This is a genomic window from Streptococcus sp. 27098_8_99 (assembly GCF_041431935.1).
Taxonomy (GTDB): Bacteria; Bacillota; Bacilli; order Lactobacillales; family Streptococcaceae; genus Streptococcus; species Streptococcus parasanguinis_D.
Map to the genome: position 1 here is coordinate 66,240 of NZ_JAPVYQ010000009.1, position 23,129 is coordinate 89,368.

Sequence of the window (23,129 nt, forward strand, 5' to 3'; positions counted from 1 at the left end):
TTTTTATATAATTGAGATGATGAACTAGATTGGAGAGAGTAATGGCGAGTATTATTTTTACTGCGAAAGATATTTTTGATCAAGATTTCAAACGAGAAGTTCGTGGTTATAATAAAGATGAAGTAAATGAATTTTTGGATGATGTCATAAAAGACTATGAAACCTATGCTGCTTTGGTGAAGGAATTGCGTGAAGAAAACGCACGCCTTCGTGAAGAACTTGCCCAAAAAGCACAGGAAACACCACAAACATCTCCGATTGCTAGCACTGCTACGCAAGAATACCCGCAAGTGACAACAGCGACGAACTTTGATATTCTCAAACGTCTCAATCGTTTGGAAAAAGAAGTTTTTGGGAAACAGATCGTAGATCGCGATTATTAATCCCATAGATTGTGCAATTTTTGGATAATCGCGTGAGAGAATATTCTCATGAGGAAAGTCCATGCTAGCACAGGCTGTGATGCCTGTAGTGTTTGTGCTAGGTGAATCCATAAGCCTAGGGACTTGGTATTCAAGTTACGGCGAGTGAAGGAGCTAAGTCTAAGGATAAGCTCTAGTAACTCTGAAAGTGCCACAGTGACGTAGTTTTTAGGGAAACCTAAAAAGTGGAACGCGGTAAACCCCTCAAGCTAGCAACCCAAACTTTGGTCGGGGCATGGAATGCGTGGAAACGAACATAGCATTCTGACTGGAAACAGTAGACAGATGATTATCAAAGGAAATGGTACCTAGTCATTTCTGGAACAAAACATGGCTTATAGAAAATTGCATATAGGTTGATGAGGTGGAGAGAGATCTCAACCTCCTTTTTTAAAGTGATAGGAATAAGATGAAAAAACAATTTGAATTGATTGCAACGGCCGCTGCTGGTATAGAGGCTGTTGTTGGTCGAGAACTACGCGATCTTGGCTACGATTGCCAGGTTGAAAATGGACGGGTTCGATTTCAAGGAGACCGTCGAGCAATCATAGAAACCAACCTCTGGTTGCGAGCGGCTGATCGAGTGAAAATTGTGGTTGGGACTTTTCCAGCCAAAACCTTCGAAGAACTCTTTCAAGGTGTCTTTGCTTTGGATTGGGAAAATTATTTGCCTTTAGGAGCACGTTTTCCCATTTCTAAGGCTAAATGTGTCAAATCAAAACTTCATAATGAACCTAGCGTTCAGGCTATTTCGAAAAAAGCAGTGGTTAAAAAGTTACAAAAACATTATGCCCGGCCAGAAGGTGTTCCTCTCATGGAAAATGGGGCAGAGTTCAAGATCGAAGTATCGATCCTTAAAGATCAAGCCACTGTCTTGATTGACACCACTGGTAGTAGCCTCTTCAAACGTGGTTATCGGACTGAAAAAGGGGGAGCCCCTATTAAGGAAAATATGGCAGCGGCAATTCTTATGCTGTCAAACTGGTATCCAGATAAGCCCTTGATTGACCCGACATGTGGTTCTGGAACGTTTTGTATTGAGGCGGCGATGATTGCGAGAAATATGGCACCTGGTTTACGTCGGACCTTTTCTTTTGAAGAATGGAACTGGATGGATGATCGCTTGATTCATGAAGTCCGTCAAGAAGCAAGTAGAAAAATCAATCGCGAGATCGAATTGGATATTATGGGAACTGATATCGATGCACGGATGGTTGAGATTGCCAAAGAAAATGCCCAGAAAGCGGGCGTTAGCAGGGACATTACTTTTAAACAAATGCGAGTTCAAGATCTTCACTCAGATAAGATCAACGGGGTGATTATCTCCAACCCTCCATATGGAGAACGATTATCTGATGATGAAGGTGTGACGAAATTGTATACTGAAATGGGGCACGTATTTGCACCTCTCAAAACCTGGAGTAAATTTATCTTAACCAGTGATGAAGGTTTTGAATCTAAATTCGGTAGTAAAGCAGATAAAAAACGAAAACTTTATAACGGAACCCTAAAAGTTGATCTCTACCAATATTTTGGGGAACGAGTAAAACGGCAGATTAAGGCATAGAAAGGATTTTTATGACAGAGAAGGATAAAAAGCCATTAGAGCAAGAAACAGAATCAATTTTAGAGTTTGAAGATGCTAAAGAGATGACGATTGGGCAGGCCAATCGAAAGGCAGAAGAAATCGAAGCAGGTGTAACGGAAGGTGATAATGTCTTAGACAAATACATCAAACAACACCGAGCAGAAATTGAAGCGGAAAAATACGATACAAAGATCTTAGCTAAGGAAGAGTTGGCTAAAGCTGAAGAGTTGGCAGCTTCAGAAACAGTTGCCGAAGTAGCTGAAGCAGTGGAGGCACCGGAAGTAACGGAAACAGTCTTGGAACAAAGGCCTGAAATGGATGCTATCTCAACAGAATTACCTGCTAAGATTAAATTTGGACCTACACCAACTGAACCAATTGTAGAAGCAGAGGAGCTTCCTGAGGAAACACCAAGCAATGCGGGTAAACGAATCAAAGCAGTTCTATACTCTGCATTAGGTCTAGCGATTGTCGGGTCGGCCATTTTTGTGACCTATAACTGGATGCACAGTCGTGGAAAATCTGGTGGTACAACTGTTGTATCGTCTTCATCTAGCAAGTCATCTTCTACTTCTAAATCAGGTAGCAGTGAAACACAGGCTCAAAAATTGGAAGAGTTTACCAAAGCTTACGATGCCTTTTTTGTAGACGAATCGAAAAGTGGGCTAAAAAATGATAAATTCGGAGACTTGGAAAATCTGAAGAAACTGCTGGACAAATTAGAAGGAAGCAGTGATTATAATGCGGCTAAAACAAAATATGAAGATCTTGTGAAGCAAGTTTCTGCCATTCAAAAAGTGAATTCTCAATTCAGTTCTCCTGTGATCAAAGATGGAGTTCTTGATGCAACTGCCAAAGCAAAAAGTGATGCGACCTTTGCAGAAACAAAGACAGGCAATGAAAAATTAGATAGCTTATTGAATGAGGCAGTTGCGCAAGGACGTTCACAACAGGTTGCGACACCAGCTCCAGTGACAGGAACAGGTGGTGCAGATACTTCCAATGCAACTCCGGCCCCAGCTCAAGCAGCAACGCCTACAGCACCGGCTGTAAATGCTGCTACAAGTGGTGCAGGAACTGCAAGTCCAGGCTATTCAGGGTACGGTCTTCCAAGCGATGGTGTCCCACTTCAGCGGAACCTGAGCCGTGTGCCGTATAACCAAGCAGCTATCAATGATGTCAATAACCCGGCTTGGGTGTTTGGAGATGGTATCCTTGAAAAAGTATTGAACATTGCTCGTAAACGTGGACATATCACTGGCAATCAATACATTTTAGAGCGTGTTAATATCATTAACGGTAATGGCTATTACAACCTTTTTAAACCAGATGGAACCTATCTCTTTAGTATCAATGCCAAGACTGGTTATTTCGTAGGGAACGGAAAAGGTCATTCAGATGCTCTGGATTATTAATGCCTGAGCAAGTATACTATTTCTGGGAAAAATGACAAGAAAAAAGGATGAACCACAGGTTCATCCTTTTTTGAGTCTTAAACAACATGACGTTCAAATGGATCGTCCGAAATTCCTTGATCTAGAATCAGGCGACACCATTCTTTGGCTGAGAAGAGACTGTGATCCTTGTAATTTCCACAAGACTCAATGGTTGTGCCTGGGACATCCTCCCAAGTGCTGACAGATGCAATTTCTTCTAAAGATTCTTTAATCACTTTAGCAATTTCCGTACTTGAATGCTGTCCCCACATGATCATATGAAAACCGGTGCGACATCCAAATGGGGAACAGTCAATCATACCATCGATGCGTTTACGAATGAGCATCGCAAGAAGATGCTCGATTGTGTGGAGCCCTGCCGTTGGAATCGCATTTTCATTCGGCTGCACTAGGCGAATATCAAAGTTAGAGATGATATCTCCTTTTGGTCCAGTTTCCTCGCCAATCAAGCGTACATAAGGAGCCTTCACTGCTGTGTGGTCCAATTCAAAACTTTCAACAATTACTTCTTTTGTCATACTCAAATCCTTCTTTGTTTTTCTTGATTATAGCATAAAAAGCAGATTCAACAAAGTGGAAATAGATGAATTTCTCACAGGTGTTCCATGAAAGAAACGTGGATAAAAGAATAAGGGTTAAGCAAAAATATAAAAGGTTTTTCCTGTTTTTTTAGATTGTTAATTTTAGTAATTTGTGGTAAAATGTAAAAGAATTTTTAATTCAACTAATTAAATAGATTTGGGGTAAAAGCATGAATTTTGTAATTACAGGTGTTTTTGCCGCGGTCATTGGTTTAGTCATTGGATATGTGGGAACTGCTCTTAAAATGAAAGCTTCAAAAGAAGCTGCGGAACTCACCCTTTTAAATGCTGAACAAGAAGCAACGAATTTACGTGGACAGGCAGAACGTGAAGCCGATTTGATTTTAAAAGAGGCGAAGCATGAGTCAAGTTCACTTAAAAAAGAAGCACTTTTGGAGGCAAAGGAAGAAGCCAGAAAATATCGTGAAGAGGTCGATGCTGAGTTTAAGTCAGAACGACAAGAATTGAAGCAATTAGAAAGCCGTTTGGCAGAACGTGCTAGCAATCTTGATCGCAAAGACGACATTTTAACAAGCAAAGAACAGTCTCTTGAACACAAAGAGCAAAGTCTTACAGATAGAACTAAACACATTGATACGCGTGAACAACAGCTGGAAGAGCTTGAACACAAGAAAGTAGAAGAACTGGAACGTGTCGCTGCTCTAAGTCAAGGAGAAGCGCGTGACATTATTTTGAATCAGACGGAAGATCAACTTTCAAAAGAAATTGCATCACGAATTCGTGAAGCAGAACTGGAAGTGAAAGAACGTTCTGATAAAATTGCAAAAGACATTCTCGTGCAAGCCATGCAGCGAATGGCTGGTGATTTTGTTGCAGAGCAAACAAACTCAACCGTTCATTTGCCTGATGATAGCATGAAGGGCCGGATTATTGGGCGTGAAGGACGCAATATTCGTACCTTTGAGAGCTTGACGGGGGTTGATGTGATTATCGATGATACGCCAGAGGTGGTGACCTTGTCAGGGTTTGATCCGATTCGTCGTGAAATTGCCCGTATGACAATGGAGAGCCTTCTCAAAGATGGTCGCATCCATCCAGCCCGCATCGAAGAGCTGGTTGAGAAGAACCGTCAGGAAATTGACAATCGTATTCGTGAATACGGTGAGGCCGCTGCTTATGAAATCGGGGCGCCAAACCTCCATCCAGATTTGATGAAAATCATGGGACGGTTGCAATTCCGTACATCTTATGGTCAAAACGTTTTGCGTCACTCCATTGAAGTTGCCAAACTTTCTGGTATTATTGCCAGTGAGTTGGGTGAAAATGCTACTTTGGCACGACGTGCAGGGTTCTTGCATGATATCGGTAAAGCGATTGACCGTGAAGTGGAAGGAAGTCACGTTGAGATTGGGACAGAATTGGCACGTAAGTATAAAGAACACCCAGTGGTTGTCAATACTATTGCCAGTCACCATGGAGATGTGGAACCTGAAAGTGTTATCGCAGTCATTGTCGCTGCAGCTGATGCCTTGAGTGCGGCTCGACCTGGAGCACGAAGTGAGTCACTTGAAAGTTACATCAAACGTTTGCAAGATCTTGAAGAAATTGCAAACAGCTTTGAAGGAGTTAAGACAAGTTTCGCCCTTCAAGCAGGACGTGAAATCCGTATTATGGTGAGCCCTGAGGCAATCAAGGATGATAAAGTGACGATCTTAGCTCATGATATTCGTGAGAAGATAGAGTCAAATCTTGAATATCCTGGAAACATTAAGGTTACCGTTATTCGAGAATTGCGTGCAGTAGATTACGCAAAATAAACGAAAAGCTTGAGATCTAGCATCTCAAGCTTTTTGAATGAAAAAAATCAGTTGAAAATTAGGCCGATTTTTGTTACACTAGATAGAAAGACATTGAAGGAGAAATCATGGCGGATCGTGGCTTATTAATTGTATTTTCTGGCCCTTCAGGGGTTGGAAAAGGAACGGTCAGACGAGAAATTTTTGAAAACTCGGACAATCAGTTTCAGTATTCTGTATCGATGACGACGCGTGCACAACGTCCAGGTGAAGTGGATGGTGTCGACTATTTTTTCCGTACACGTGAAGAATTTGAAGATTTGATCCGTCAAGGGCAAATGTTGGAGTACGCTGAGTACGTTGGAAATTACTATGGGACTCCTTTAACCTATGTGAACGAAACCTTGGACAAGGGAATCGATGTATTTCTTGAAATTGAAGTTCAGGGTGCCCTTCAAGTAAAGAAGAAAGTTCCAGATGCAGTTTTTATTTTCTTAACTCCGCCTGATTTGGATGAATTGCAAGATCGATTAGTGGGTCGCGGGACAGATAGTGCAGAAGTTATTGCGCAACGGATTGAAAAAGCAAAAGAAGAAATCGCCATGATGCGTGAATATGACTACGCCATTGTGAACGACGAGGTTCCTCTTGCTGCTGAGCGTGTCAAACGTGTGATCGAAGCAGAGCATTTCCGTGTAGACCGTGTCATTGGCCATTATCTGGATATGTTACCAAAAACACAAACTATTGTGAAGAGATAAATAATTAGAAATTAGGTATAGGAATATGATGTTAAAACCTTCTATTGATACATTGCTTGACAAAGTACCATCAAAATATTCATTGGTCATTCTTGAGGCAAAACGGGCCCACGAATTGGAAAGTGGTGCAGTACCCACTCAAGAATTCCAATCAGTTAAATCAACATTACAAGCGCTTGAAGAAATTGAGTCCGGAAACGTAGTTGTTCACCCGGATCCAGAAGCAAAACGTGAAGCGCTTCGTCGTCGGATTGAAGCAGAGCGGATTCGCAAAGAAGAAGAAGAGCGCAAAATTAAGGAACAAATTGCCAAAGAAAAAGAAGATGGTGAAAAAATTTAAGGTTGGGGCTTCTCAATCTTATTTTTTGCTATTTAAAGGGTTCCGTGATAAAGTAAAGCTCATATGATAGAGGCTGGAGGTGAAAAAGTGATAGCAAAAGTCATCGTAGATGTCCCATTGATGCAGACAGATAAACCCTATTCGTATCAGATTCCATCAGAATTTGAGGATATGGTGGAGGCAGGTATGCGAGTTCATGTCCCCTTTGGTAAAGGGAATCGCCTCATTCAAGGGATTGTGGTAGACGTTGTAGAAGAGGCAGACACGAGCGAGGAATTAAAAGCGATTGTGGAGGTTTTGGATTACACTCCGGTCTTAAATCAAGAGCAGTTCTGGTTGGCAGATCAATTACGAAAAAGTGTTTTTTCTTATAAGATCACGATTTTAAAAACCATGCTTCCTTCTCTCCTCAATTCGAGTTATGATAAGATTTTGTATCCTCAACCTTCTTTAGAGCCCACTCTCAAAGTGAAACTTTTTGGTGAAAAAAATGAAGTTTCTTTTTCTTCTCTAGATGCGGCTGATCAAGCCCAAGTGATGCGGTTGGTCAGAAAAGGAGATTTGGTACTTGAATACAAGGCCAAGGATAAGAAACAAATTAAAACAGAAAAATGGTATCGCGTTAACCAGGAAGGATTAAAAGAACTTCAACCATCAGCGAGAGCTAAAAAAAGGCTAGCATTAAAAGAGCGCCTGTTGCTAGAGCAAGGGGAGCAACCCTTAGCAGGATTGTATCAGGATTTTTCACGAGAAGTAGTGGCTTATTTTATTGATCAGGGTGTTTTAGAAATTACAGAACGAGAAGTGAATCGGGCAGCTGCATACTATGAAGGAAAAGAACAGACCCGGGCCCTGCATTTAAATTCAGAGCAAGCAAAAGCTGTCGAAACAGTAGTTTCTCAAATTGGGAAAACATCAAAGCCTTTTTTATTAGAAGGTGTGACTGGAAGTGGGAAAACAGAAGTTTATCTGCAGATTATTCAGGAAGTTCTAAATAAGGGGAAAACGGCTATTATGTTGGTTCCTGAGATTTCCTTGACGCCACAGATGACGGATCGCTTTATCTCTCGTTTTGGCCAGGAAGTAGCGATTTTACACTCGGGCTTATCAAACGGTGAGAAGTATGATCAATGGCGAAAAGTTGAACGTGGGGAGGCCAAGGTAGTCGTTGGAGCGCGCTCAGCCATCTTTGCTCCTTTAAAAAACATCGGAGCCATTATCATTGATGAGGAGCATGAGGCTTCCTACAAACAAGATAGTAACCCACGCTACCACGCAAGGGAAGTCGCGGTCTTAAGAGCTCAGTACAATCAAGCAGTTTTGCTTCTTGGATCTGCTACACCAAGTTTAGAATCGCGGGCTCGTGCAACAAAAGGGGTTTATGAATTAATTCGTCTGACCCAACGGGCCAATCCGGCAGCCAAAATTCCAGAAGTTAAAGTCGTTGATTTTCGTGATTATATTGGCCAAAATGAAGCTGGTAACTTCACTCCGGTTCTAGTGGAAGCTATTGCTGATCGTTTGCAGAAAAAAGAGCAGGTTGTCTTGATGTTGAACCGCCGTGGTTATTCCAGCTTTGTCATGTGTCGCGAGTGTGGGACAGTGGATACGTGTCCCAATTGTGATATCTCACTGACCCTCCACATGGATACTAAAACCATGAACTGTCATTATTGTGGCTATAGCAAAGCGATTCCTCGACACTGTCCAAATTGCCAAAGTCCTTCCATTCGTTATTACGGGACAGGAACACAAAAAGCTTATGATGAATTACAAGAGATCTTTCCTGAAGCTAAAATTTTGCGCATGGATGTGGATACCACTCGAAAAAAAGGGAGCCACGCAGCAATATTAGATGCTTTCGGGAATGGAGAAGCGGATATTTTGTTAGGGACGCAAATGATTGCGAAGGGCTTGGATTTTCCAAATGTGACGTTAGTGGGTGTCTTGAATGCGGATACTTCTTTAAATTTACCGGATTATCGATCTTCAGAGAGAACCTTTCAACTCTTGACTCAGGTGGCAGGAAGGGCCGGACGAGCAGAGAAAGAAGGAGAGGTTATCATTCAGAGCTACAACCCCAATCATTATGCGATTCGATTTGCCAAAGACCAAGATTATGAAGGTTTTTTTGCCTATGAAATGCAGATTCGCCGGCAGTTAGGCTATACGCCTTATTACTTCACAGTTGGGTTAACCCTATCCCATAAGAGTGAGGAAATTGTGATGGAGAAGTCACATCAGGTCATGGAAATTCTCCGATCTGGCTTATCTGATCAGGTCCAAATCTTAGGACCAACACCTAAACCAATTGCACGCACACATAATTTGTATCATTATCAAATCATTGTGAAATATCGTTTTGAAGAAGGCATGACACAGGTCTTGAATCAAATCTTAGAATTTACTCAAGAAAGAGGCAACCAAGATCTCCGTGTCAGTATTGATAATGAACCTCAAAGTTTTATGTAAGGAAGAAAGAAATGACAAAATTAATTTTTATGGGAACGCCTGATTTTTCAGCGACGGTTTTAAAGGGATTGTTAGTAGATTCGCGCTATGAAATTTTGGCAGTTGTGACTCAACCAGACCGCAAAGTAGGTCGCAAAAAAGAGATTCGAATGACCCCGGTGAAGCAGGTAGCTTTAGAACATCAACTACCAGTTCTTCAGCCGGAGAAATTATCGGGTAGTCCAGAAATGGAAACTCTCTTATCATTAGATGCAGATGGAATTGTGACCGCTGCTTTTGGACAATTTTTACCGACAAAATTGTTGGAGAACTTCCAATTTGCGGTGAATGTCCACGCGTCTTTATTGCCTAAATATAGAGGTGGGGCTCCCATTCACTATGCTCTGATCAATGGTGATGAAGAAGCTGGGGTTACAATTATGGAAATGGTCAAGGAAATGGATGCCGGAGACATGATTGCAGCTCGTTCTCTCCCAATTTTAGATGAGGACAATGTGGGAACTTTGTTTGAAAAATTGGCTGTCCTTGGACGTGACTTACTCCTAGATACTTTGCCAGCTTACCTGGCAGGGGAGATCAAGCCAAGTCCACAAGATCCAAGTTTGGTCACATTTTCACCGAATATTTTACCGGAAGAAGAGGTTTTGGACTGGACCAAAACCAATCGCCAAGTCTTTAACCAGATCCGGGGGATGAATCCTTGGCCAGTCGCTCATACGTTATTAAATGGTCAGCGCTTTAAAGTTTATGAAGCAGAGCTATGCGAAGGAAATGGAAATCCAGGAGAAGTGATTGCTTTGACTAAAAAAGAGTTGGTGGTCGCTGCAGGAGAAGGAGCGCTGTCCCTCAAAGTTGTGCAGCCGGCAGGAAAACCCAAAATGTCCATCACAGACTTTTTGAATGGCGCTGGCCGTCAATTGAAAGTAGGAGATCACTTTGGAAGGTAAACAAATGAATGCGCGTGAACAGATCGTTCGAGTATTAGAAGAGGTTTTTGAACAGGGGGCTTATTCTAATATTGCCCTAAATCAAGCGCTAGAACACTCTCAACTTTCAGATAAAGATAGAAGCTTTGTCACGGAAGTTGTATACGGTACTGTAGCACGGAAGATAACGCTCGAGTGGTATCTCGCCCACGTGATTGAAGACCGGACGAAATTGGATCCTTGGCTCTATTATCTTTTGATGATGAGCTTGTATCAACTTGTCTATTTAGACCGCATTCCTGATCATGCCATCGTCAATGAAGCTGTCCGGATAGCAAAACGTCGAAAAGAAGGCAGTGAGAAGTTTGTCAATGCTATTCTTAGAAAGCTCCTCCGCGAGGGACTACCAGCTATTGATACGATCAAGCGAAAGAATAAACGTTATTCGGTAGAGTATTCCCTACCTGTATGGTTGGTCAAAGCATTGATCGAAGAATACGGTGAGGAACGTGCTTGCGCTATTTTTAAGAGTCTCTATCAGCGTAATAAATCCAGTATTCGTGTGATTGATCTAGACGAAAAAGAAGAGTTGGCTCAGCTACTCGAAGCAACCTCCTCTCTACTTGCTCCGTCCGCTCTCGTGAAAGAACAGGGACATTTTGCAGCGCATTCCTTGTTCAAAGAAGGGCGCATTACTATTCAAGACGAGTCCAGTCAATTGGTGGCACCGGCTTTGGATTTGCAAGGAGATGAGTGGGTTTTAGATGCCTGTGCGGCGCCAGGTGGAAAGACGACTCACCTGGCTTCTTATCTCACAACTGGGAAAGTCACAGCCTTGGATCTCTATGACCATAAGCTCAAATTGATTCAAGAAAATGCTAATCGGCTCCATGTTGCGGACAAAATTTTGACAAAGAAGTTAGATGCGACAAAAGTCTTTGAAACATTTGGACCTGATGCTTTCGATAAAATTTTGGTGGATGCGCCTTGTTCAGGGATTGGTTTGATACGGAGAAAGCCTGATATCAAGTACAATAAAGAGAGTGCAGATTTTGTATCTTTACAAGCTATTCAATTGGACATTCTGGATAGTGTTTGTCAAAGTGTGCGTAAAGGTGGTATAATAGTGTACAGCACGTGTACAATTATGGGGAAAGAAAATTTTGAAGTGGTGGACCAATTTTTGAAACACCATCCAAATTTCAAACAAGTTCCATTGGAGCACGAAAGAAAAGATATTCTCAAGAATGATTGTATCCTTATTACACCCGAATTATATGGAAGCGACGGCTTCTTTATCAGTCGTTTTAAGAGAATGTCATAATATCAGGAGGAAACTGACAGTATGGATATGACGATCTTAACCGATGTAGGTCAAAGACGGACAAATAACCAAGACTATGCAAATCAATATAAAAACAAGGCAGGAAAATCTATGGTATTTCTTGCTGATGGTATGGGGGGGCACCGTGCCGGAAATATTGCTAGTGAAATGGCAGTCACAGACCTAGGTGCAGCCTGGGTTTCTTCTGAGATCGAGACGGTTAATCAAGTACGTGAATGGTTTGCAGAACATTTAGAAGCTGTGAACCGACGGATTCATTTAGCTGGGCAAGATGATGAGCACAAAGGAATGGGAACGACACTGGAAGCTTTGGCTTTTGTAGAAGGACAAGTGATTTATGCCCATGTTGGGGATTCGCGGATTGGTCTCATTCGCCACGGTGAATACCAGCAGTTGACCAGTGATCATTCTCTTGTAAATGCTCTTTTACGAGCAGGACAAATTACAGAAGAAGAAGCAGCCCATCATCCTCAGCGGAACATCATCACTCAGTCCATTGGTCAAAAAGATGAGTTGGCGCCTGATTATGGTTTGGTGACTGTTGAAGCAGATGATTACATTTTGATCAATAGTGATGGTTTAACGAATATGATTGGCCCAGATGAAATCAGAGACATTGTCTTGAGTGATGTTACGCTTGAAGAGAAGGCTCAAGCATTGATTCGCTTTGCCAATAATGCTGGAGGCTTGGATAATATCACTGTTGTACTACTCCACTTTACTGAGGAGGACGCAGCATGATTCAAATCGGCAAAATTTTTGCCGGGCGATATAAAATCATCCAACAAATTGGGCGCGGCGGGATGGCAGATGTTTATCTTGCGCGTGATTTGATTTTAGATGGGGAAGAAGTTGCAGTCAAGGTGCTGCGTACGAATTACCAGACAGATCCTATTGCAGTTGCTCGTTTTCAGCGTGAAGCAAAAGCGATGGCAGAACTGGACCATCCAAATATCGTTCGGATTACAGACATTGGCGAAGAAGAAGGGCAACAATACCTTGCAATGGAATATGTTGCAGGTTTAGACTTAAAACGCTATATCAAAGAAAATGCACCTTTATCAAATGAAGAAGCTGTTCGTTTAATGGGGCAAATTCTTCTCGCTATGCGTCTTGCCCATACGCGTGGCATTATCCACAGAGATTTAAAACCACAGAATGTCCTCTTGACACCAGATGGAACAGCGAAAGTTTCAGACTTTGGGATTGCAGTGGCCTTTGCAGAGACTAGCTTGACCCAGACCAACTCGATGTTGGGGTCGGTTCATTATTTGTCCCCTGAGCAGGCGCGTGGATCGAAAGCAACGGTTCAAAGTGATATCTACGCTATGGGGATCATTTTCTATGAGATGTTAACCGGGCACATTCCTTATGATGGGGACAGTGCAGTCACAATTGCTTTGCAGCATTTTCAAAAGCCTCTCCCATCTATTCGTGAGGAAAATAAGAATGTTCCACAAGCTCTAGAAAATGTGGTGATCAAAGCGACAGCTAAAAAACTGACGGATCGCTATAAGTCAGTGGCAGAGATGTATGTGGATCTTTCAAGTTGTTTGTCCTATGAGAGAAGAAATGAGAAAAAACTGATTTTTGAAGACCAAGCGAAAGCTGATACAAAAACTCTTCCAAAAGTGAGTCCAACTCCAAAGACGGCTCCTGTTCCAATCTCTGAGGTACGCAATGAAATCAGTTCGGTAGATCCTAATCGACCATTATCTAACCAACAGACAATGGCCCCAAGCAAAAATCCAAGAAGACGCTTGCGGGCGCGCTACAAGGTCTTGTTTGTTGCCATTGCCCTAGTTCTTGCAGCCTTTACCTTCTTGTTGTATATGAGCCCGGCCAATAAAACCGTTCCAGATGTTTCCGGCAAAACCATTGCCGAAGCTAGAGCCGTTATTGAGGGACAAGACCTTCAAGTTGGTGAAGAGAAAGAAGAGTACAGTGATTCGGTTGCAGAAGGTTATGTCATTCGAACCAATCCCAATGCAGGGGCCCAAAAGAAAGAACAAAGTCGAATTGATTTGATCGTTTCAAAAGGACCAAACAGCTTTGAAATGCCAAATTACGTGGGCGAAACACGGGCAGCAGCTGAAGAGGATCTGAAAAACACTTATAAAGTATCGAGCAAAATGATCACGATTGAAGAAGTTGAGACCTTTGATGATCCTGCAGGGACAGTTCTTGAACAAACCCCAGCTCCAGGAGAGCAATATTCTTTGAGTTCAAAGACCAAGATTGTTTTAAAAGTAGCAAAAGAAACAACTTCAATTGAAATGCCAAACTATGTTGGATCAACCTATGATTTTGCTAGAAGTAATTTAATTGAAATCTATGGTATTAAAGAAGCCAATATCGAATTAAGAAAAACGGAACATCTCCCTGATGGGGTAGTTGTTTCTGCAGGTCAAATTGTCAGTCAAACTCCAGAAGTTTCGAGTACGGTGGACATTAACCGAACACGAATTGTCTTGACGGTATATGAGCCTAAAGTGACAGCTTCTTCAAGTACGAAAGCCTCATCCAGTTCAGAAACATCAAGTTCTTCTTCTACGGAACGATCGGATACAGAAAGTTCCAGCAGTAGTGCAACTGGTGGAGATTAATAATTCAGTTTAAGACTCAGATGGGTTTCTGGGTCTTTTTGATTGCATGCGATTATCCAACCACAGACGGAAGTCAAATGAGGAAAAATTTGATAAAATAGGAAAAGATGAGGTAGACTATGTGGAAAATACAAATTTTTATTTTCGTTGAAGCCGTTTTGTTAACATTAGCAGCGATCACCATTTTATCAATCGATTTTTCCAGATTTGTTGTCTTGATGGTTCTCTTTTTGCTCCTTCTGTATTACTATTTTGGCAAACAAAAAGCGAATTTTCTATTAATCGCACTGAGTGTGCTTCTATTTTTTATCGTGATGCTGAATCCTTTTGTGATTGCAGCCATTTTATTTGCGGTGGTTTATGGTTTATTGATCGCCTACCCTTATATGTATAAGGAAAATGAAGCAGTTATGTTTGATGTTGAAGAGAATACCGAAATTCGTCAGGAAAAAACTCGATGGATTGGTGATTTACAACATTTTTCAAAGCAAAGTCGAGGATATCGAGATCTGAATGTGATCCGAGTTTTTGGGAATGACACCCTTCATTTAGAGGAGGTTGCCATATGCAATTGGGATAATGTGGTGATTATTCGGAAAGGTTTTGGAAATACAAAAATTATCTTACCGATTGATTTGGAGCTTCATTTACAAATTAACACGCTTTATGGAAATCTGAAGTTTTTGGATCTTCCTATCCGAAAGATGAGGAATGAAACCTTAGATATTGAAACGGCACATTATCGGAGGTCGCACCGTTCTATTAAAATTGTATTAGTTGGAATCGTTGGGGATGTAGAGGTGATTCGCGCATGAAAAAATTAGACTATCTCCTTTTGTACTTCTATTCCCTAATGGTGGTTGCGGTCATTTGTCATACCATTTTTCATTTTGTTGGTTTTCAGTGGAGCAAACTTCTTTCAGATCTTTCCTTGCTTCAATCATTCCTATTTTTGATTTTTAGTCTGACGCTTGCATTGACGGCTTTAGTTCTCTTGATTATGAAGATCACGCAATTTGTGACAGTTCATGCGGTACAACAAAAGGTGGAAGCTATTATGAATGGTTCCCAGCAAAAAGAAATTGCCCCCAAAGAATTGAATCAACAGTTAGATTTATTGGATAAGAGGTTACATCGACTTGAAGAAAATTTACAAAAGAGTGAAAATCGTGTGATGCGAAATGAGGAAGAAATTATTGAAATCGAGCGTAAGAGAATTGCGCGCGATCTACATGACACGGTTAGTCAAGAATTGTTTGCAGCTAATATGATTTTGTCCGGAGTGGCTTCACAGGCTCTTGAGTTAGAGAAAAACCAGATTCAGCAGCAATTAAATGGGGTATCGGATATTTTGGGTACAGCCCAAAATGATCTACGTGTCTTGCTCTTACATCTTCGTCCTACAGAATTGGAAGGAAAAAGTTTAGTAGAAGGTATGGAGATGATTTTTAGAGAATTGAAGGAAAAGAGTAACCTAACCGTTGTCTTCCATCATAATGAAGTGAGTATTCCAAAAGATATGGAAGAACATCTGTTTCGGATCGTCCAAGAAATTGTCAGCAATACCTTGAAACATGCTAGAGCTCAACAAATGGATGTCTTTTTGCATCAGGAGGGGAAACAACTTCATTTACGGATGGTAGATGATGGAATCGGATTTGAGCAGGAAAAATTGGAACGATTGAGTTATGGGTTGAAAAATATTCAAGAACGTGTAGAAGACATGGCGGGAACCATTAAAATAAGAACGAGTCCTCAAAAGGGAGTAGCTGTAGATATTCGTGTTCCCCTCCTTGTAAAAGATAAAAATGAAAAGGAAACTGTATGAAAGTATTATTAGTAGACGACCATGAAATGGTCCGGTTGGGATTAAAAAGCTTTTTGTCCATGCAAACCGATATTGAGCAAGTCTCAGAGGCACAAAATGGGCAAGAAGGCGTGGAGTTGGCGCTGAAAGAAAGACCAGACGTCATCATCATGGATATTGTGATGCCAGAGCTAAATGGAATCGATGCAACTCTAGCCATCCTAAAAGAGTGGCCGGAAGCTAAAATTGTCATTTTGACGTCTTATTTGGATAACGAAAAGATCTACCCGGTTTTAGATGCAGGTGCAAAAGGTTATATCTTAAAGACTTCGTCGGCAACTGAGATCCTACAGGCTGTAAGGAAGGTTGCAAAGGGAGAATTTGCGATCGAGACAGAAGTTAGTCAAAAAGTTGAGTCACGCAAGAACCATGCTGAATTGCATGATGATTTGACGGCTAGAGAACGAGATATTCTGTCTTTATTGACCAAAGGATATGAAAATCAACGCATAGCAGATGAACTCTTTATTTCTTTAAAAACGGTGAAAACCCACGTCTCCAATATTTTATCGAAACTAGAAGTTAGTGATCGGACACAAGCAGTCGTCTATGCCTTCCGACACCATCTGGTGAATCAGGAAGATTTTTAAGTTGAAACATGCTATAATAGAGCAAGGAAAATAGGGGGAGACAAGTGGACGCAAAATTACGTTATAAAGCAAAAAAAGTAAAAATCGTCTTTTTTGATATTGACGATACATTACGTGCAAAAGAAACTGGATTGATCCCAGAATCTGTAAAAGACGTCTTTCGTCAGTTGAAAGAAAAGGGAATTCGAACAGGGATTGCAACCGGTAGAGGGGTTTTTGGAGTTGTTCCTGAAATTATGGACTTAAAGCCGGATTTTCTAGTCACCTTAAACGGTGCCTATATTGAAGATACCAAAGGAACTGTGATCTACCAATCACCAATCAATGAAGCAATCGTTTCTTCTTTTGTGGATTGGGCCAAAGAATCCCAGATTGATTATGGGTTAGTGGCTAGTCATCAAGCTGCCCTGTCCAATCGTACACCTTTGATCAGTGATGCTATTGACATCATTTATCCCAACTTACCAGTAGATCCAGATCTGCATTTGAAAGAACCAATTTTCCAAATGTGGACCTTTGATGAAGATGATGGTGATTTAGAATTATCACCTTCCTTACAAGAGGAGTTACGTCTAGTTCCATGGCACCCACATTCATCTGATGTTGTTCGTTTTGATCGATCAAAGGCTTCTGGAGTCTCTCAACTTGTAAATCATTTGGGCTTGAAGCCAGAAAATGTTTTGGTATTTGGGGATGGCTTAAATGATCTTGAACTATTTGATTATGCTGGGATTAGTATCGCAATGGGAATATCTGCCCCAGAGTTACAAGAAAAAGCTGATTATATCACTAAGAATTTGGAAGAAGATGGCATATTCTATGCCTTAGAGGAGTTAAATATGGTTGAAAAAGAATTGACGTTACCGCAGTTGGAACTTGGTGTGGTTGAAGGTCCTATAGCTGTGATCAAAACCAATCACGGTGAGATGAAAATTCAATTGTTCCCAGATCAAGCGCCAAAAACAGTTGCAAATTTTGTGGCTCTTGCTAAGTCTGGCTATTATGATGGTGTCATTTTCCATCGGATTATTAAAGATTTCATGATCCAAGGGGGAGATCCTACTGGTACAGGTATGGGTGGTGAATCCATCTATGGTGAGAGCTTTGAAGACGAATTTTCAAAAGAATTGTACAATATTCGCGGAGCCCTTTCAATGGCAAATGCTGGACCAAACACAAATGGCAGCCAATTCTTTATTGTACAAAATCAACATCTCCCATATTCGAAAAAGGAATTGGTCCGCGGTGGCTGGCCTGAAAAAATTGCCGAAATCTATACGACAGAAGGAGGAACTCCTCATCTAGATCAACGCCATACCGTATTTGGACAATTGATGGATGAAGCTTCATTTGTGGTATTGGATGAGATTGCGGCTGTTGAGACAGGTATGATGGATAAGCCAGTAGAAGATGTCGTGATTCAAACCATCGAAATTGAGGACTAAAATGAAAATTGGAGATAAGTTAGAAGGAACCATCACAGGCATTCAACCTTATGGAGCCTTTGTTGAACTAGAGTCGGGTGTCACAGGCTTGATTCATATCTCAGAGATTCGAAGTGGCTATGTAAGTAATATTCATGATATTCTTTCGATTGGAGAGAAAGTCTTTGTCCAAGTCATTGATGTTGATGAATATTCTAAGAAAGCCAGTCTCTCTTTGAGAACCTTAGAAGAAACACCGCAACGAAGTATTCGACACCATCGTTTTTCAAATGACCGCAACAAAAGTGGTTTTGCTCCCTTAGCTCAACAGATGCCAACCTGGGTCAAAGAAGGAAAAGCATTCTTTAGCAAACAAGAAAAAAAATAAAAACTTCGATAGGTTGATGAAACCTATCGAAGTTTTTTGGTATAGTGAGTTATTCAAATTCGTAAAGGGTAGTGGAAAGGTAACGTTCCCCATTATCTGGTGCAAGGGCAAGAACTTTTTTACCGCTACCTAATTCTTTTGCGACTTCAATAGCAGCATAGATAGCAGCTGCGCTTGAGATACCGACTAAGAATCCTTCAGTTCCACCGATAGCGCGTGCAAGTTCGAAAGCTTCTTCTGAAGATACACGACGAACACCATCATATGCGTTAGTGTCTAAAGTGTTTGGAATAAAACCTGCTGAAATACCTTGGATTTTATGTGGTCCAGGTTTTTCGCCAGAAAGGACCGCAGATTCATTGGCTTCAACGGCATAGACTTTGACAGCAGGATTGTTCTTTTTCAAAGTATGAGAAATACCAGAAACAGTACCACCAGTACCAACACCTGCGACAAAAGCATCTAAACCATCTTTTCCAAAGGCATTAACGATTTCTTGTCCTGTTGTTCTCTCGTGTACCTCTGGGTTAGCAGGGTTTTCAAATTGAAGAGGAAGGAAGCCATTTCTTTCTGCAGCGATTGCTTCAGCTTTAGCGATGGCACCTTTCATTCCTTCACTTCCAGGAGTCAAAACGAGTTCAGCTCCATAGGCTTGGATGATTTTACGACGTTCCACACTCATGGTTTCAGGCATGACAATCACAACTTTATAGCCTTTAGCTGCACCAACCCATGATAAACCAATCCCAGTGTTTCCACTAGTTGCTTCGACAATGGTATCACCTGGTTTGATCAAGCCATCTGCTTCAGCTTTTTCAATCATGCTTAAAGCAATCCGGTCTTTAACCGATGATCCAGGGTTGAAGGCTTCGAGTTTTACATAGACATCTGCAGCTCCTTCAGGAACAAGACGGTTCAATTTGACAATCGGAGTGTTCCCAATCAATTCTGTAATATTTTCATAAATAGCCATAATATACCTCAGTTCTAGGTTTTCTTGATACTAACAAGTATAGTCTCTTGTGGGAAGAATGTAAAATATAGAAATTTTATGGGTGTGATAAAAAAAAACTATCGTTGCCGGTAGTTTCTTTGATTATTTTTCTACAGAAAGTAGGGGTACTTCAATCTCGCGAATTCCTTGATCTTCTATAAGGATTTTCCCATTATAAAATTCGACTAAAGCAGCTGTGATAGAACTGGTGTCTTCTTTGTCTACAAAAATAGTTGTCGCCACCCGATCTGTAAACATCGGATCTTGTTCTACCAATTTGTTGTCTTTTAAGAAATTAGCAAATTCTTGGTATTGGGAATAAGAAAGTGTGATCCCAAGAACAACTTGCTCCTTGATTTCTACAAGTCCAATCTCTCGAACTGCTTGAGCCACACTTCCAGCGTATGCACGAATCAGACCGCCAGCACCCAATTTAATGCCTCCAAAATAGCGGGTAACCACAACACAACTATTAGTGATGTGATGATTCTCTAAAACTCCCAACATCGGTACACCCGCTGTTCCACTAGGTTCGCCATCGTCACTGGTCCGTTTAATATCGCTATGTTCTCCAATGATGAAAGCAGAACAGTTATGTGTGGCCTTGTAGTGTTCCTTCTTGATCGCGTTGATAAAATCTCTAGCTTCCTCTTCAGAAGAGACGCGTTTAACATGACAAATGAATTTCGATTTTTTGATTTCTTCTTGAACAGTGCCGTTCTCTTTAAATGTAATATATTCCATATTCTTATTTTACAAAAAAAGAATGATTTTCTCCAATTTTTACGAATTGATAAGTATGAAGATAGAAGATGCTTATGGAAGGCTCTTAACAGAGAGCCAGATGACAGACGATTTAAAAGAAATGGCCCAAGAACTCCCAACCATAGAAAAACAAAATGGAAGGTACCAATGTTTTCGATGTGGCAGTATGATTGATCAAAAACTTTGGAAGTTGAGTGAAGAGGTCCTGTATTGTAGAGCTTGTATCCAATTGGGAAGGATCCAGAGTGATCAAAAACTTTATGCTATTGCACAGCAGGACTTTGAGGGACAAGAGGTGTTAAACTGGAAAGGAACCTTGACTTCCTATCAACAAGAGGTATCAGATGGTCTTATCAAAGCAGTTAAAGAAGGAAAAAATGCCTTGGTACATGCTGTGACAGGAGCTGGGAAAACGGAAATGATGTACCAGGTTGTAGCAACAGCGATCAAGAGTGGACAAGCAGTTTGTATTGCTACCCCAAGAATCGATGTCTGTATCGAACTGTACGGAAGGATGAAGGAAGATTTTTCCTGTTCTATATCGTTGCTTCATGGGGAATCGGACCCCTATTTTAGAACACCTTTGGTAATCGCAACCACTCACCAATTGTTAAAGTTTTATCAGGCCTTTGATCTCCTTATTATAGATGAGGTCGACGCTTTTCCCTTTGTAGATAATCCTATGTTATATAAAGCAGCTCAGAATGCGATAAAAAAAGAAGGGAACACCCTTTATTTAACAGCAACCTCTACAGATGAGTTAGATAAAAAGGTTAAGAAAAAAGAAATCATCCGTTATAGTCTTCCAAGACGTTTCCATGGGAACCCACTAGTGGTTCCAGAAATAAAATGGGTATCGAAAATGAGAGAAAAAATAGAAAAAGGAAGAATCCCCTACGAACTATTGAAACTAATCAAGAAGCAAAGACAGACTCACTACCCATTGTTATTCTTCGTATCGGAAATAGAGTTAGGGCAACAATTTAAAGAGAATATAAAAAACTACTTTCCGAAAGAAAAAGTAGGTTTTGTATCCTCTCAGACACAGGATCGCTTGAGAATTGTAGAAGAATTTAGAAATAAAGAAAAAACAATACTAGTCTCGACTACCATACTTGAAAGAGGAGTTACCTTTCCGCTTGTAGATGTTTTTGTTTTAGAAAGCAACCATCGCTTGTTTACGAAAAGTGCCCTTGTACAAATCTCAGGAAGAGTTGGACGTAGCAAAGAAAGACCAACAGGCCAATTGCTCTTTCTATCAGATGGAATAACAAAAGAAATGAAAAAAGCAATCAAGGAAATAAAACAAATGAATCAGGAGGCTGGATTTTGAAAGAATGTCTGCTTTGTAATAAAGAGTTAAAAACTAGTGAACATTTCACAGATCTTATTTTTATAAATCAACAAGAAAAATGGATTTGTAAAGAATGCAAAGAAAACTTCGAACAAATTGGCGAAATTCATTGTCCTAGGTGCTTTAAAGATAAGGAGGAGAAAGTATGTAAAGATTGTGAGTACTGGGAAGACAAAGGAAATACTGTTCAACATGAAGCTTTATATAGATATAATGGAGCAATGAAAGACTATTTCAAACGATATAAATTTGAAGGAGATCGTTTGTTAGGAATGGTATTTGCAAGTGACATCAAAAAAGCGTTGAAAAAGTATAAAAACTATACAATAATACCAACTCCAATTAGCCATGAAAAAAAGCAGGAGAGAGGATTCAATCAAGTCTCGACTATACTAGATTTTGCAGAAATAAAGTACAGCACTCTATTTCATAAAGAAGACAGCTTGGCCCAATCAAAAAAAACAAGAGAAGAAAGATTAAAAACCTCTCAACATTTTCAATTAAATGAAGAAGTTCCAGAAAAGAAAAAGTATCTTATATTCGATGATATATACACAACTGGCAAAACAATCGAATTAATGAAGCGCCTGTTAATTGAAAAAGGTGTGAAAGAAATAAAGACATTTTCAATCGCAAGATAAAAAAAGATTTGCAAAAAAAATATGAAAGCGTTATAATATACATATAAATAAAAACATAATGTTTAGAAAGTAGGTACTAATATGATTAAATATAGTATCCGTGGTGAAAACCTAGAAGTAACAGAAGCCATTCGCGACTATGTCGTTTCTAAACTCGAAAAGATTGAAAAATATTTTCAGGCAGATCAAGAGCTAGACGCTCGTGTAAACTTAAAAGTTTACCGTGAAAAGACCGCAAAAGTAGAAGTAACCATTCCACTTGGATCTATTACACTTCGTGCAGAAGATGTGTCTCAGGATATGTACGGTTCAATTGATCTGGTTGTAGATAAAATTGAACGTCAAATTCGTAAGAATAAAACAAAAATCGAAAAGAAAAATCGTATTAAGTCTGGTGCAGGTAAGTTATTTACCGATGCAGTTGTAGAAGAAGCAACAACCACAGAAAAAGTTGTTCGCTCAAAAACAATTGATCTAGAACCAATGGATTTAGATGAAGCTATTCTTCAAATGGATCTATTAGCACACGACTTCTTCATTTATCGTGATGTGGAAGACAACACAACTAATGTTATCTACCGTAGAGAAGATGGAGATATTGGTCTATTGGAAGTAAAAGAATAGAGATTAAAAACATCAATTAAATTATAGAAGGATCAGGAGCAATTTTGCTCCTGATTTTTTAGATAACCCAAAGAAGTAAGAATATTTTTTAAGAAAATAAAATTTTTTGAAAAAAAGTGTTGACAGTTAAGTGAGGTCATGATATACTAATATAGTTGTCGCGCGAGAGCGACAAAGACCTTTGAAAACTGAACAAGACGAACCAATGTGCAGGGCGCTATAACTAA

Annotated in this window: 22 protein-coding genes and 1 other RNA gene; 20 read left to right on the forward strand and 3 right to left on the reverse strand. The window is 40.4% G+C overall.

The window, feature by feature from the left end; all coding sequences use genetic code 11:
* Window positions 1-41: 41 nt before the first annotated feature.
* The 4 genes from gpsB to O3605_RS06665 all read left to right on the forward strand — a co-directional run bounded on the left by gpsB (window position 42) and on the right by O3605_RS06665 (window position 3,425).
* A complete protein-coding gene (gene gpsB / locus O3605_RS06650) occupies window positions 42-383 on the forward strand; it encodes a cell division regulator GpsB (RefSeq protein WP_049496141.1) in 342 nt (113 codons plus the stop codon).
* Window positions 384-399: 16 nt separating this feature from the next.
* Window positions 400-765: RNase P RNA component class B (gene rnpB, locus O3605_RS06655), an RNA gene on the forward strand.
* Window positions 766-831: 66 nt separating this feature from the next.
* Window positions 832-1,989, forward strand: coding sequence for a THUMP domain-containing class I SAM-dependent RNA methyltransferase (locus tag O3605_RS06660; protein ID WP_031575297.1), 1,158 nt, complete (start codon window positions 832-834; stop codon window positions 1,987-1,989).
* Between the two features lie 11 nt (window positions 1,990-2,000).
* Window positions 2,001-3,425, forward strand: coding sequence for a cell division site-positioning protein MapZ family protein (locus O3605_RS06665; RefSeq protein WP_371585646.1), 1,425 nt, complete (start codon window positions 2,001-2,003; stop codon window positions 3,423-3,425).
* A gap of 77 nt (window positions 3,426-3,502) precedes the next feature.
* Here the strand turns inward: O3605_RS06665 and O3605_RS06670 are convergent, their stop codons facing one another.
* Window positions 3,503-3,985, reverse strand: coding sequence for an S-ribosylhomocysteine lyase (locus tag O3605_RS06670; protein WP_021154551.1), 483 nt, complete (start codon window positions 3,983-3,985; stop codon window positions 3,503-3,505).
* Between the two features lie 233 nt (window positions 3,986-4,218).
* Between O3605_RS06670 and O3605_RS06675 the strand changes: the two genes are divergently transcribed.
* The 13 genes from O3605_RS06675 to O3605_RS06735 all read left to right on the forward strand — a co-directional run bounded on the left by O3605_RS06675 (window position 4,219) and on the right by O3605_RS06735 (window position 18,524).
* Entirely contained in the window at window positions 4,219-5,826 is a 1,608-nt protein-coding gene (locus O3605_RS06675) for a ribonuclease Y (protein ID WP_049473355.1), read from the forward strand.
* A 107-nt stretch (window positions 5,827-5,933) separates the two neighbouring features.
* Window positions 5,934-6,566 (forward strand): guanylate kinase, encoded by a 633-nt coding sequence (gene gmk, locus O3605_RS06680; protein WP_003003905.1) that lies wholly within the window; start codon window positions 5,934-5,936, stop codon window positions 6,564-6,566.
* Window positions 6,567-6,591: 25 nt separating this feature from the next.
* On the forward strand, window positions 6,592-6,906 hold the full coding sequence (rpoZ, locus tag O3605_RS06685; protein ID WP_003010339.1) for a DNA-directed RNA polymerase subunit omega: 315 nt from the start codon (window positions 6,592-6,594) through the stop codon (window positions 6,904-6,906).
* A 63-nt stretch (window positions 6,907-6,969) separates the two neighbouring features.
* On the forward strand, window positions 6,970-9,378 hold the full coding sequence (locus O3605_RS06690) for a primosomal protein N' (RefSeq protein WP_049522937.1): 2,409 nt from the start codon (window positions 6,970-6,972) through the stop codon (window positions 9,376-9,378).
* Window positions 9,379-9,389: 11 nt separating this feature from the next.
* Window positions 9,390-10,325 carry a methionyl-tRNA formyltransferase gene (fmt, locus tag O3605_RS06695; protein ID WP_371585649.1) on the forward strand — a complete coding sequence of 312 codons (936 nt, stop codon included), beginning with the start codon at window positions 9,390-9,392 and terminating at the stop codon, window positions 10,323-10,325.
* The gene (rsmB, locus tag O3605_RS06700; RefSeq protein WP_371585651.1) at window positions 10,315-11,628 is read left to right on the forward strand and encodes a 16S rRNA (cytosine(967)-C(5))-methyltransferase RsmB; all 1,314 of its coding nucleotides are present in this window, start codon (window positions 10,315-10,317) and stop codon (window positions 11,626-11,628) included. Before fmt ends, rsmB begins: the two co-directional genes overlap by 11 nt.
* Before the next feature lie 21 nt (window positions 11,629-11,649).
* Window positions 11,650-12,390 (forward strand): Stp1/IreP family PP2C-type Ser/Thr phosphatase, encoded by a 741-nt coding sequence (locus O3605_RS06705; protein ID WP_049496164.1) that lies wholly within the window; start codon window positions 11,650-11,652, stop codon window positions 12,388-12,390.
* Window positions 12,387-14,255: a Stk1 family PASTA domain-containing Ser/Thr kinase gene (gene pknB, locus O3605_RS06710; RefSeq protein ID WP_049496166.1), complete on the forward strand. Its 1,869-nt coding sequence runs from the start codon at window positions 12,387-12,389 to the stop codon at window positions 14,253-14,255. Before O3605_RS06705 ends, pknB begins: the two co-directional genes overlap by 4 nt.
* 119 nt (window positions 14,256-14,374) lie before the next feature.
* Window positions 14,375-15,070, forward strand: coding sequence for a cell wall-active antibiotics response protein LiaF (liaF, locus tag O3605_RS06715; protein WP_070506187.1), 696 nt, complete (start codon window positions 14,375-14,377; stop codon window positions 15,068-15,070).
* Window positions 15,067-16,083 (forward strand): envelope stress sensor histidine kinase LiaS, encoded by a 1,017-nt coding sequence (locus tag O3605_RS06720; protein WP_049496171.1) that lies wholly within the window; start codon window positions 15,067-15,069, stop codon window positions 16,081-16,083. The genes liaF and O3605_RS06720 overlap by 4 nt, the downstream gene beginning before the upstream one ends.
* Complete coding sequence (locus O3605_RS06725) at window positions 16,080-16,712, forward strand: response regulator transcription factor (RefSeq protein WP_049496174.1); 633 nt, start codon at window positions 16,080-16,082, stop codon at window positions 16,710-16,712. The genes O3605_RS06720 and O3605_RS06725 overlap by 4 nt, the downstream gene beginning before the upstream one ends.
* 44 nt (window positions 16,713-16,756) lie before the next feature.
* Entirely contained in the window at window positions 16,757-18,157 is a 1,401-nt protein-coding gene (locus O3605_RS06730) for a bifunctional Cof-type HAD-IIB family hydrolase/peptidylprolyl isomerase (RefSeq protein ID WP_049496177.1), read from the forward strand.
* A gap of 1 nt (window position 18,158) precedes the next feature.
* Complete coding sequence (locus O3605_RS06735; protein WP_049496180.1) at window positions 18,159-18,524, forward strand: S1 RNA-binding domain-containing protein; 366 nt, start codon at window positions 18,159-18,161, stop codon at window positions 18,522-18,524.
* Between the two features lie 49 nt (window positions 18,525-18,573).
* On the opposite strand, the gene cysK is transcribed toward O3605_RS06735, so the two are convergent.
* Both cysK and O3605_RS06745 read right to left on the reverse strand, forming a co-directional pair.
* A complete protein-coding gene (gene cysK, locus O3605_RS06740) occupies window positions 18,574-19,497 on the reverse strand; it encodes a cysteine synthase A (protein WP_049496183.1) in 924 nt (307 codons plus the stop codon).
* A 123-nt stretch (window positions 19,498-19,620) separates the two neighbouring features.
* On the reverse strand, window positions 19,621-20,262 hold the full coding sequence (locus O3605_RS06745) for a YigZ family protein (RefSeq protein ID WP_049496186.1): 642 nt from the start codon (window positions 20,260-20,262) through the stop codon (window positions 19,621-19,623).
* Between the two features lie 55 nt (window positions 20,263-20,317).
* Between O3605_RS06745 and O3605_RS06750 the strand changes: the two genes are divergently transcribed.
* From O3605_RS06750 to hpf, 3 genes are all read left to right on the forward strand, one after another.
* A complete protein-coding gene (locus tag O3605_RS06750) occupies window positions 20,318-21,616 on the forward strand; it encodes an ATP-dependent helicase ComFA (RefSeq protein WP_049496189.1) in 1,299 nt (432 codons plus the stop codon).
* Entirely contained in the window at window positions 21,613-22,278 is a 666-nt protein-coding gene (locus tag O3605_RS06755) for a ComF family protein (RefSeq protein WP_049496191.1), read from the forward strand. The genes O3605_RS06750 and O3605_RS06755 overlap by 4 nt, the downstream gene beginning before the upstream one ends.
* A gap of 81 nt (window positions 22,279-22,359) precedes the next feature.
* Window positions 22,360-22,902, forward strand: a complete 543-nt coding sequence (hpf, locus tag O3605_RS06760; protein ID WP_049496195.1) for a ribosome hibernation-promoting factor, HPF/YfiA family — start codon at window positions 22,360-22,362, stop codon at window positions 22,900-22,902.
* Window positions 22,903-23,129: the final 227 nt, after the last annotated feature.

Bases quoted from the DNA above. Each gene is read 5' to 3' on its own strand.
- gpsB (WP_049496141.1), top strand. From the start codon at position 42: ATGGCGAGTATTATTTTTACTGCGAAAGATATTTTTGATCAAGATTTC.
- O3605_RS06660 (WP_031575297.1), top strand. From the start codon at position 832: ATGAAAAAACAATTTGAATTGATTGCAACGGCCGCTGCTGGTATAGAG.
- O3605_RS06665 (WP_371585646.1), top strand. From the start codon at position 2,001: ATGACAGAGAAGGATAAAAAGCCATTAGAGCAAGAAACAGAATCAATT.
- O3605_RS06670 (WP_021154551.1), bottom strand. From the start codon at position 3,985: ATGACAAAAGAAGTAATTGTTGAAAGTTTTGAATTGGACCACACAGCA.
- O3605_RS06675 (WP_049473355.1), top strand. From the start codon at position 4,219: ATGAATTTTGTAATTACAGGTGTTTTTGCCGCGGTCATTGGTTTAGTC.
- gmk (WP_003003905.1), top strand. From the start codon at position 5,934: ATGGCGGATCGTGGCTTATTAATTGTATTTTCTGGCCCTTCAGGGGTT.
- rpoZ (WP_003010339.1), top strand. From the start codon at position 6,592: ATGATGTTAAAACCTTCTATTGATACATTGCTTGACAAAGTACCATCA.
- O3605_RS06690 (WP_049522937.1), top strand. From the start codon at position 6,970: ATGATAGAGGCTGGAGGTGAAAAAGTGATAGCAAAAGTCATCGTAGAT.
- fmt (WP_371585649.1), top strand. From the start codon at position 9,390: ATGACAAAATTAATTTTTATGGGAACGCCTGATTTTTCAGCGACGGTT.
- O3605_RS06705 (WP_049496164.1), top strand. From the start codon at position 11,650: ATGGATATGACGATCTTAACCGATGTAGGTCAAAGACGGACAAATAAC.
- pknB (WP_049496166.1), top strand. From the start codon at position 12,387: ATGATTCAAATCGGCAAAATTTTTGCCGGGCGATATAAAATCATCCAA.
- liaF (WP_070506187.1), top strand. From the start codon at position 14,375: ATGTGGAAAATACAAATTTTTATTTTCGTTGAAGCCGTTTTGTTAACA.
- O3605_RS06720 (WP_049496171.1), top strand. From the start codon at position 15,067: ATGAAAAAATTAGACTATCTCCTTTTGTACTTCTATTCCCTAATGGTG.
- O3605_RS06725 (WP_049496174.1), top strand. From the start codon at position 16,080: ATGAAAGTATTATTAGTAGACGACCATGAAATGGTCCGGTTGGGATTA.
- O3605_RS06735 (WP_049496180.1), top strand. From the start codon at position 18,159: ATGAAAATTGGAGATAAGTTAGAAGGAACCATCACAGGCATTCAACCT.
- cysK (WP_049496183.1), bottom strand. From the start codon at position 19,497: ATGGCTATTTATGAAAATATTACAGAATTGATTGGGAACACTCCGATT.
- O3605_RS06745 (WP_049496186.1), bottom strand. From the start codon at position 20,262: ATGGAATATATTACATTTAAAGAGAACGGCACTGTTCAAGAAGAAATC.
- O3605_RS06750 (WP_049496189.1), top strand. From the start codon at position 20,318: ATGAAGATAGAAGATGCTTATGGAAGGCTCTTAACAGAGAGCCAGATG.
- hpf (WP_049496195.1), top strand. From the start codon at position 22,360: ATGATTAAATATAGTATCCGTGGTGAAAACCTAGAAGTAACAGAAGCC.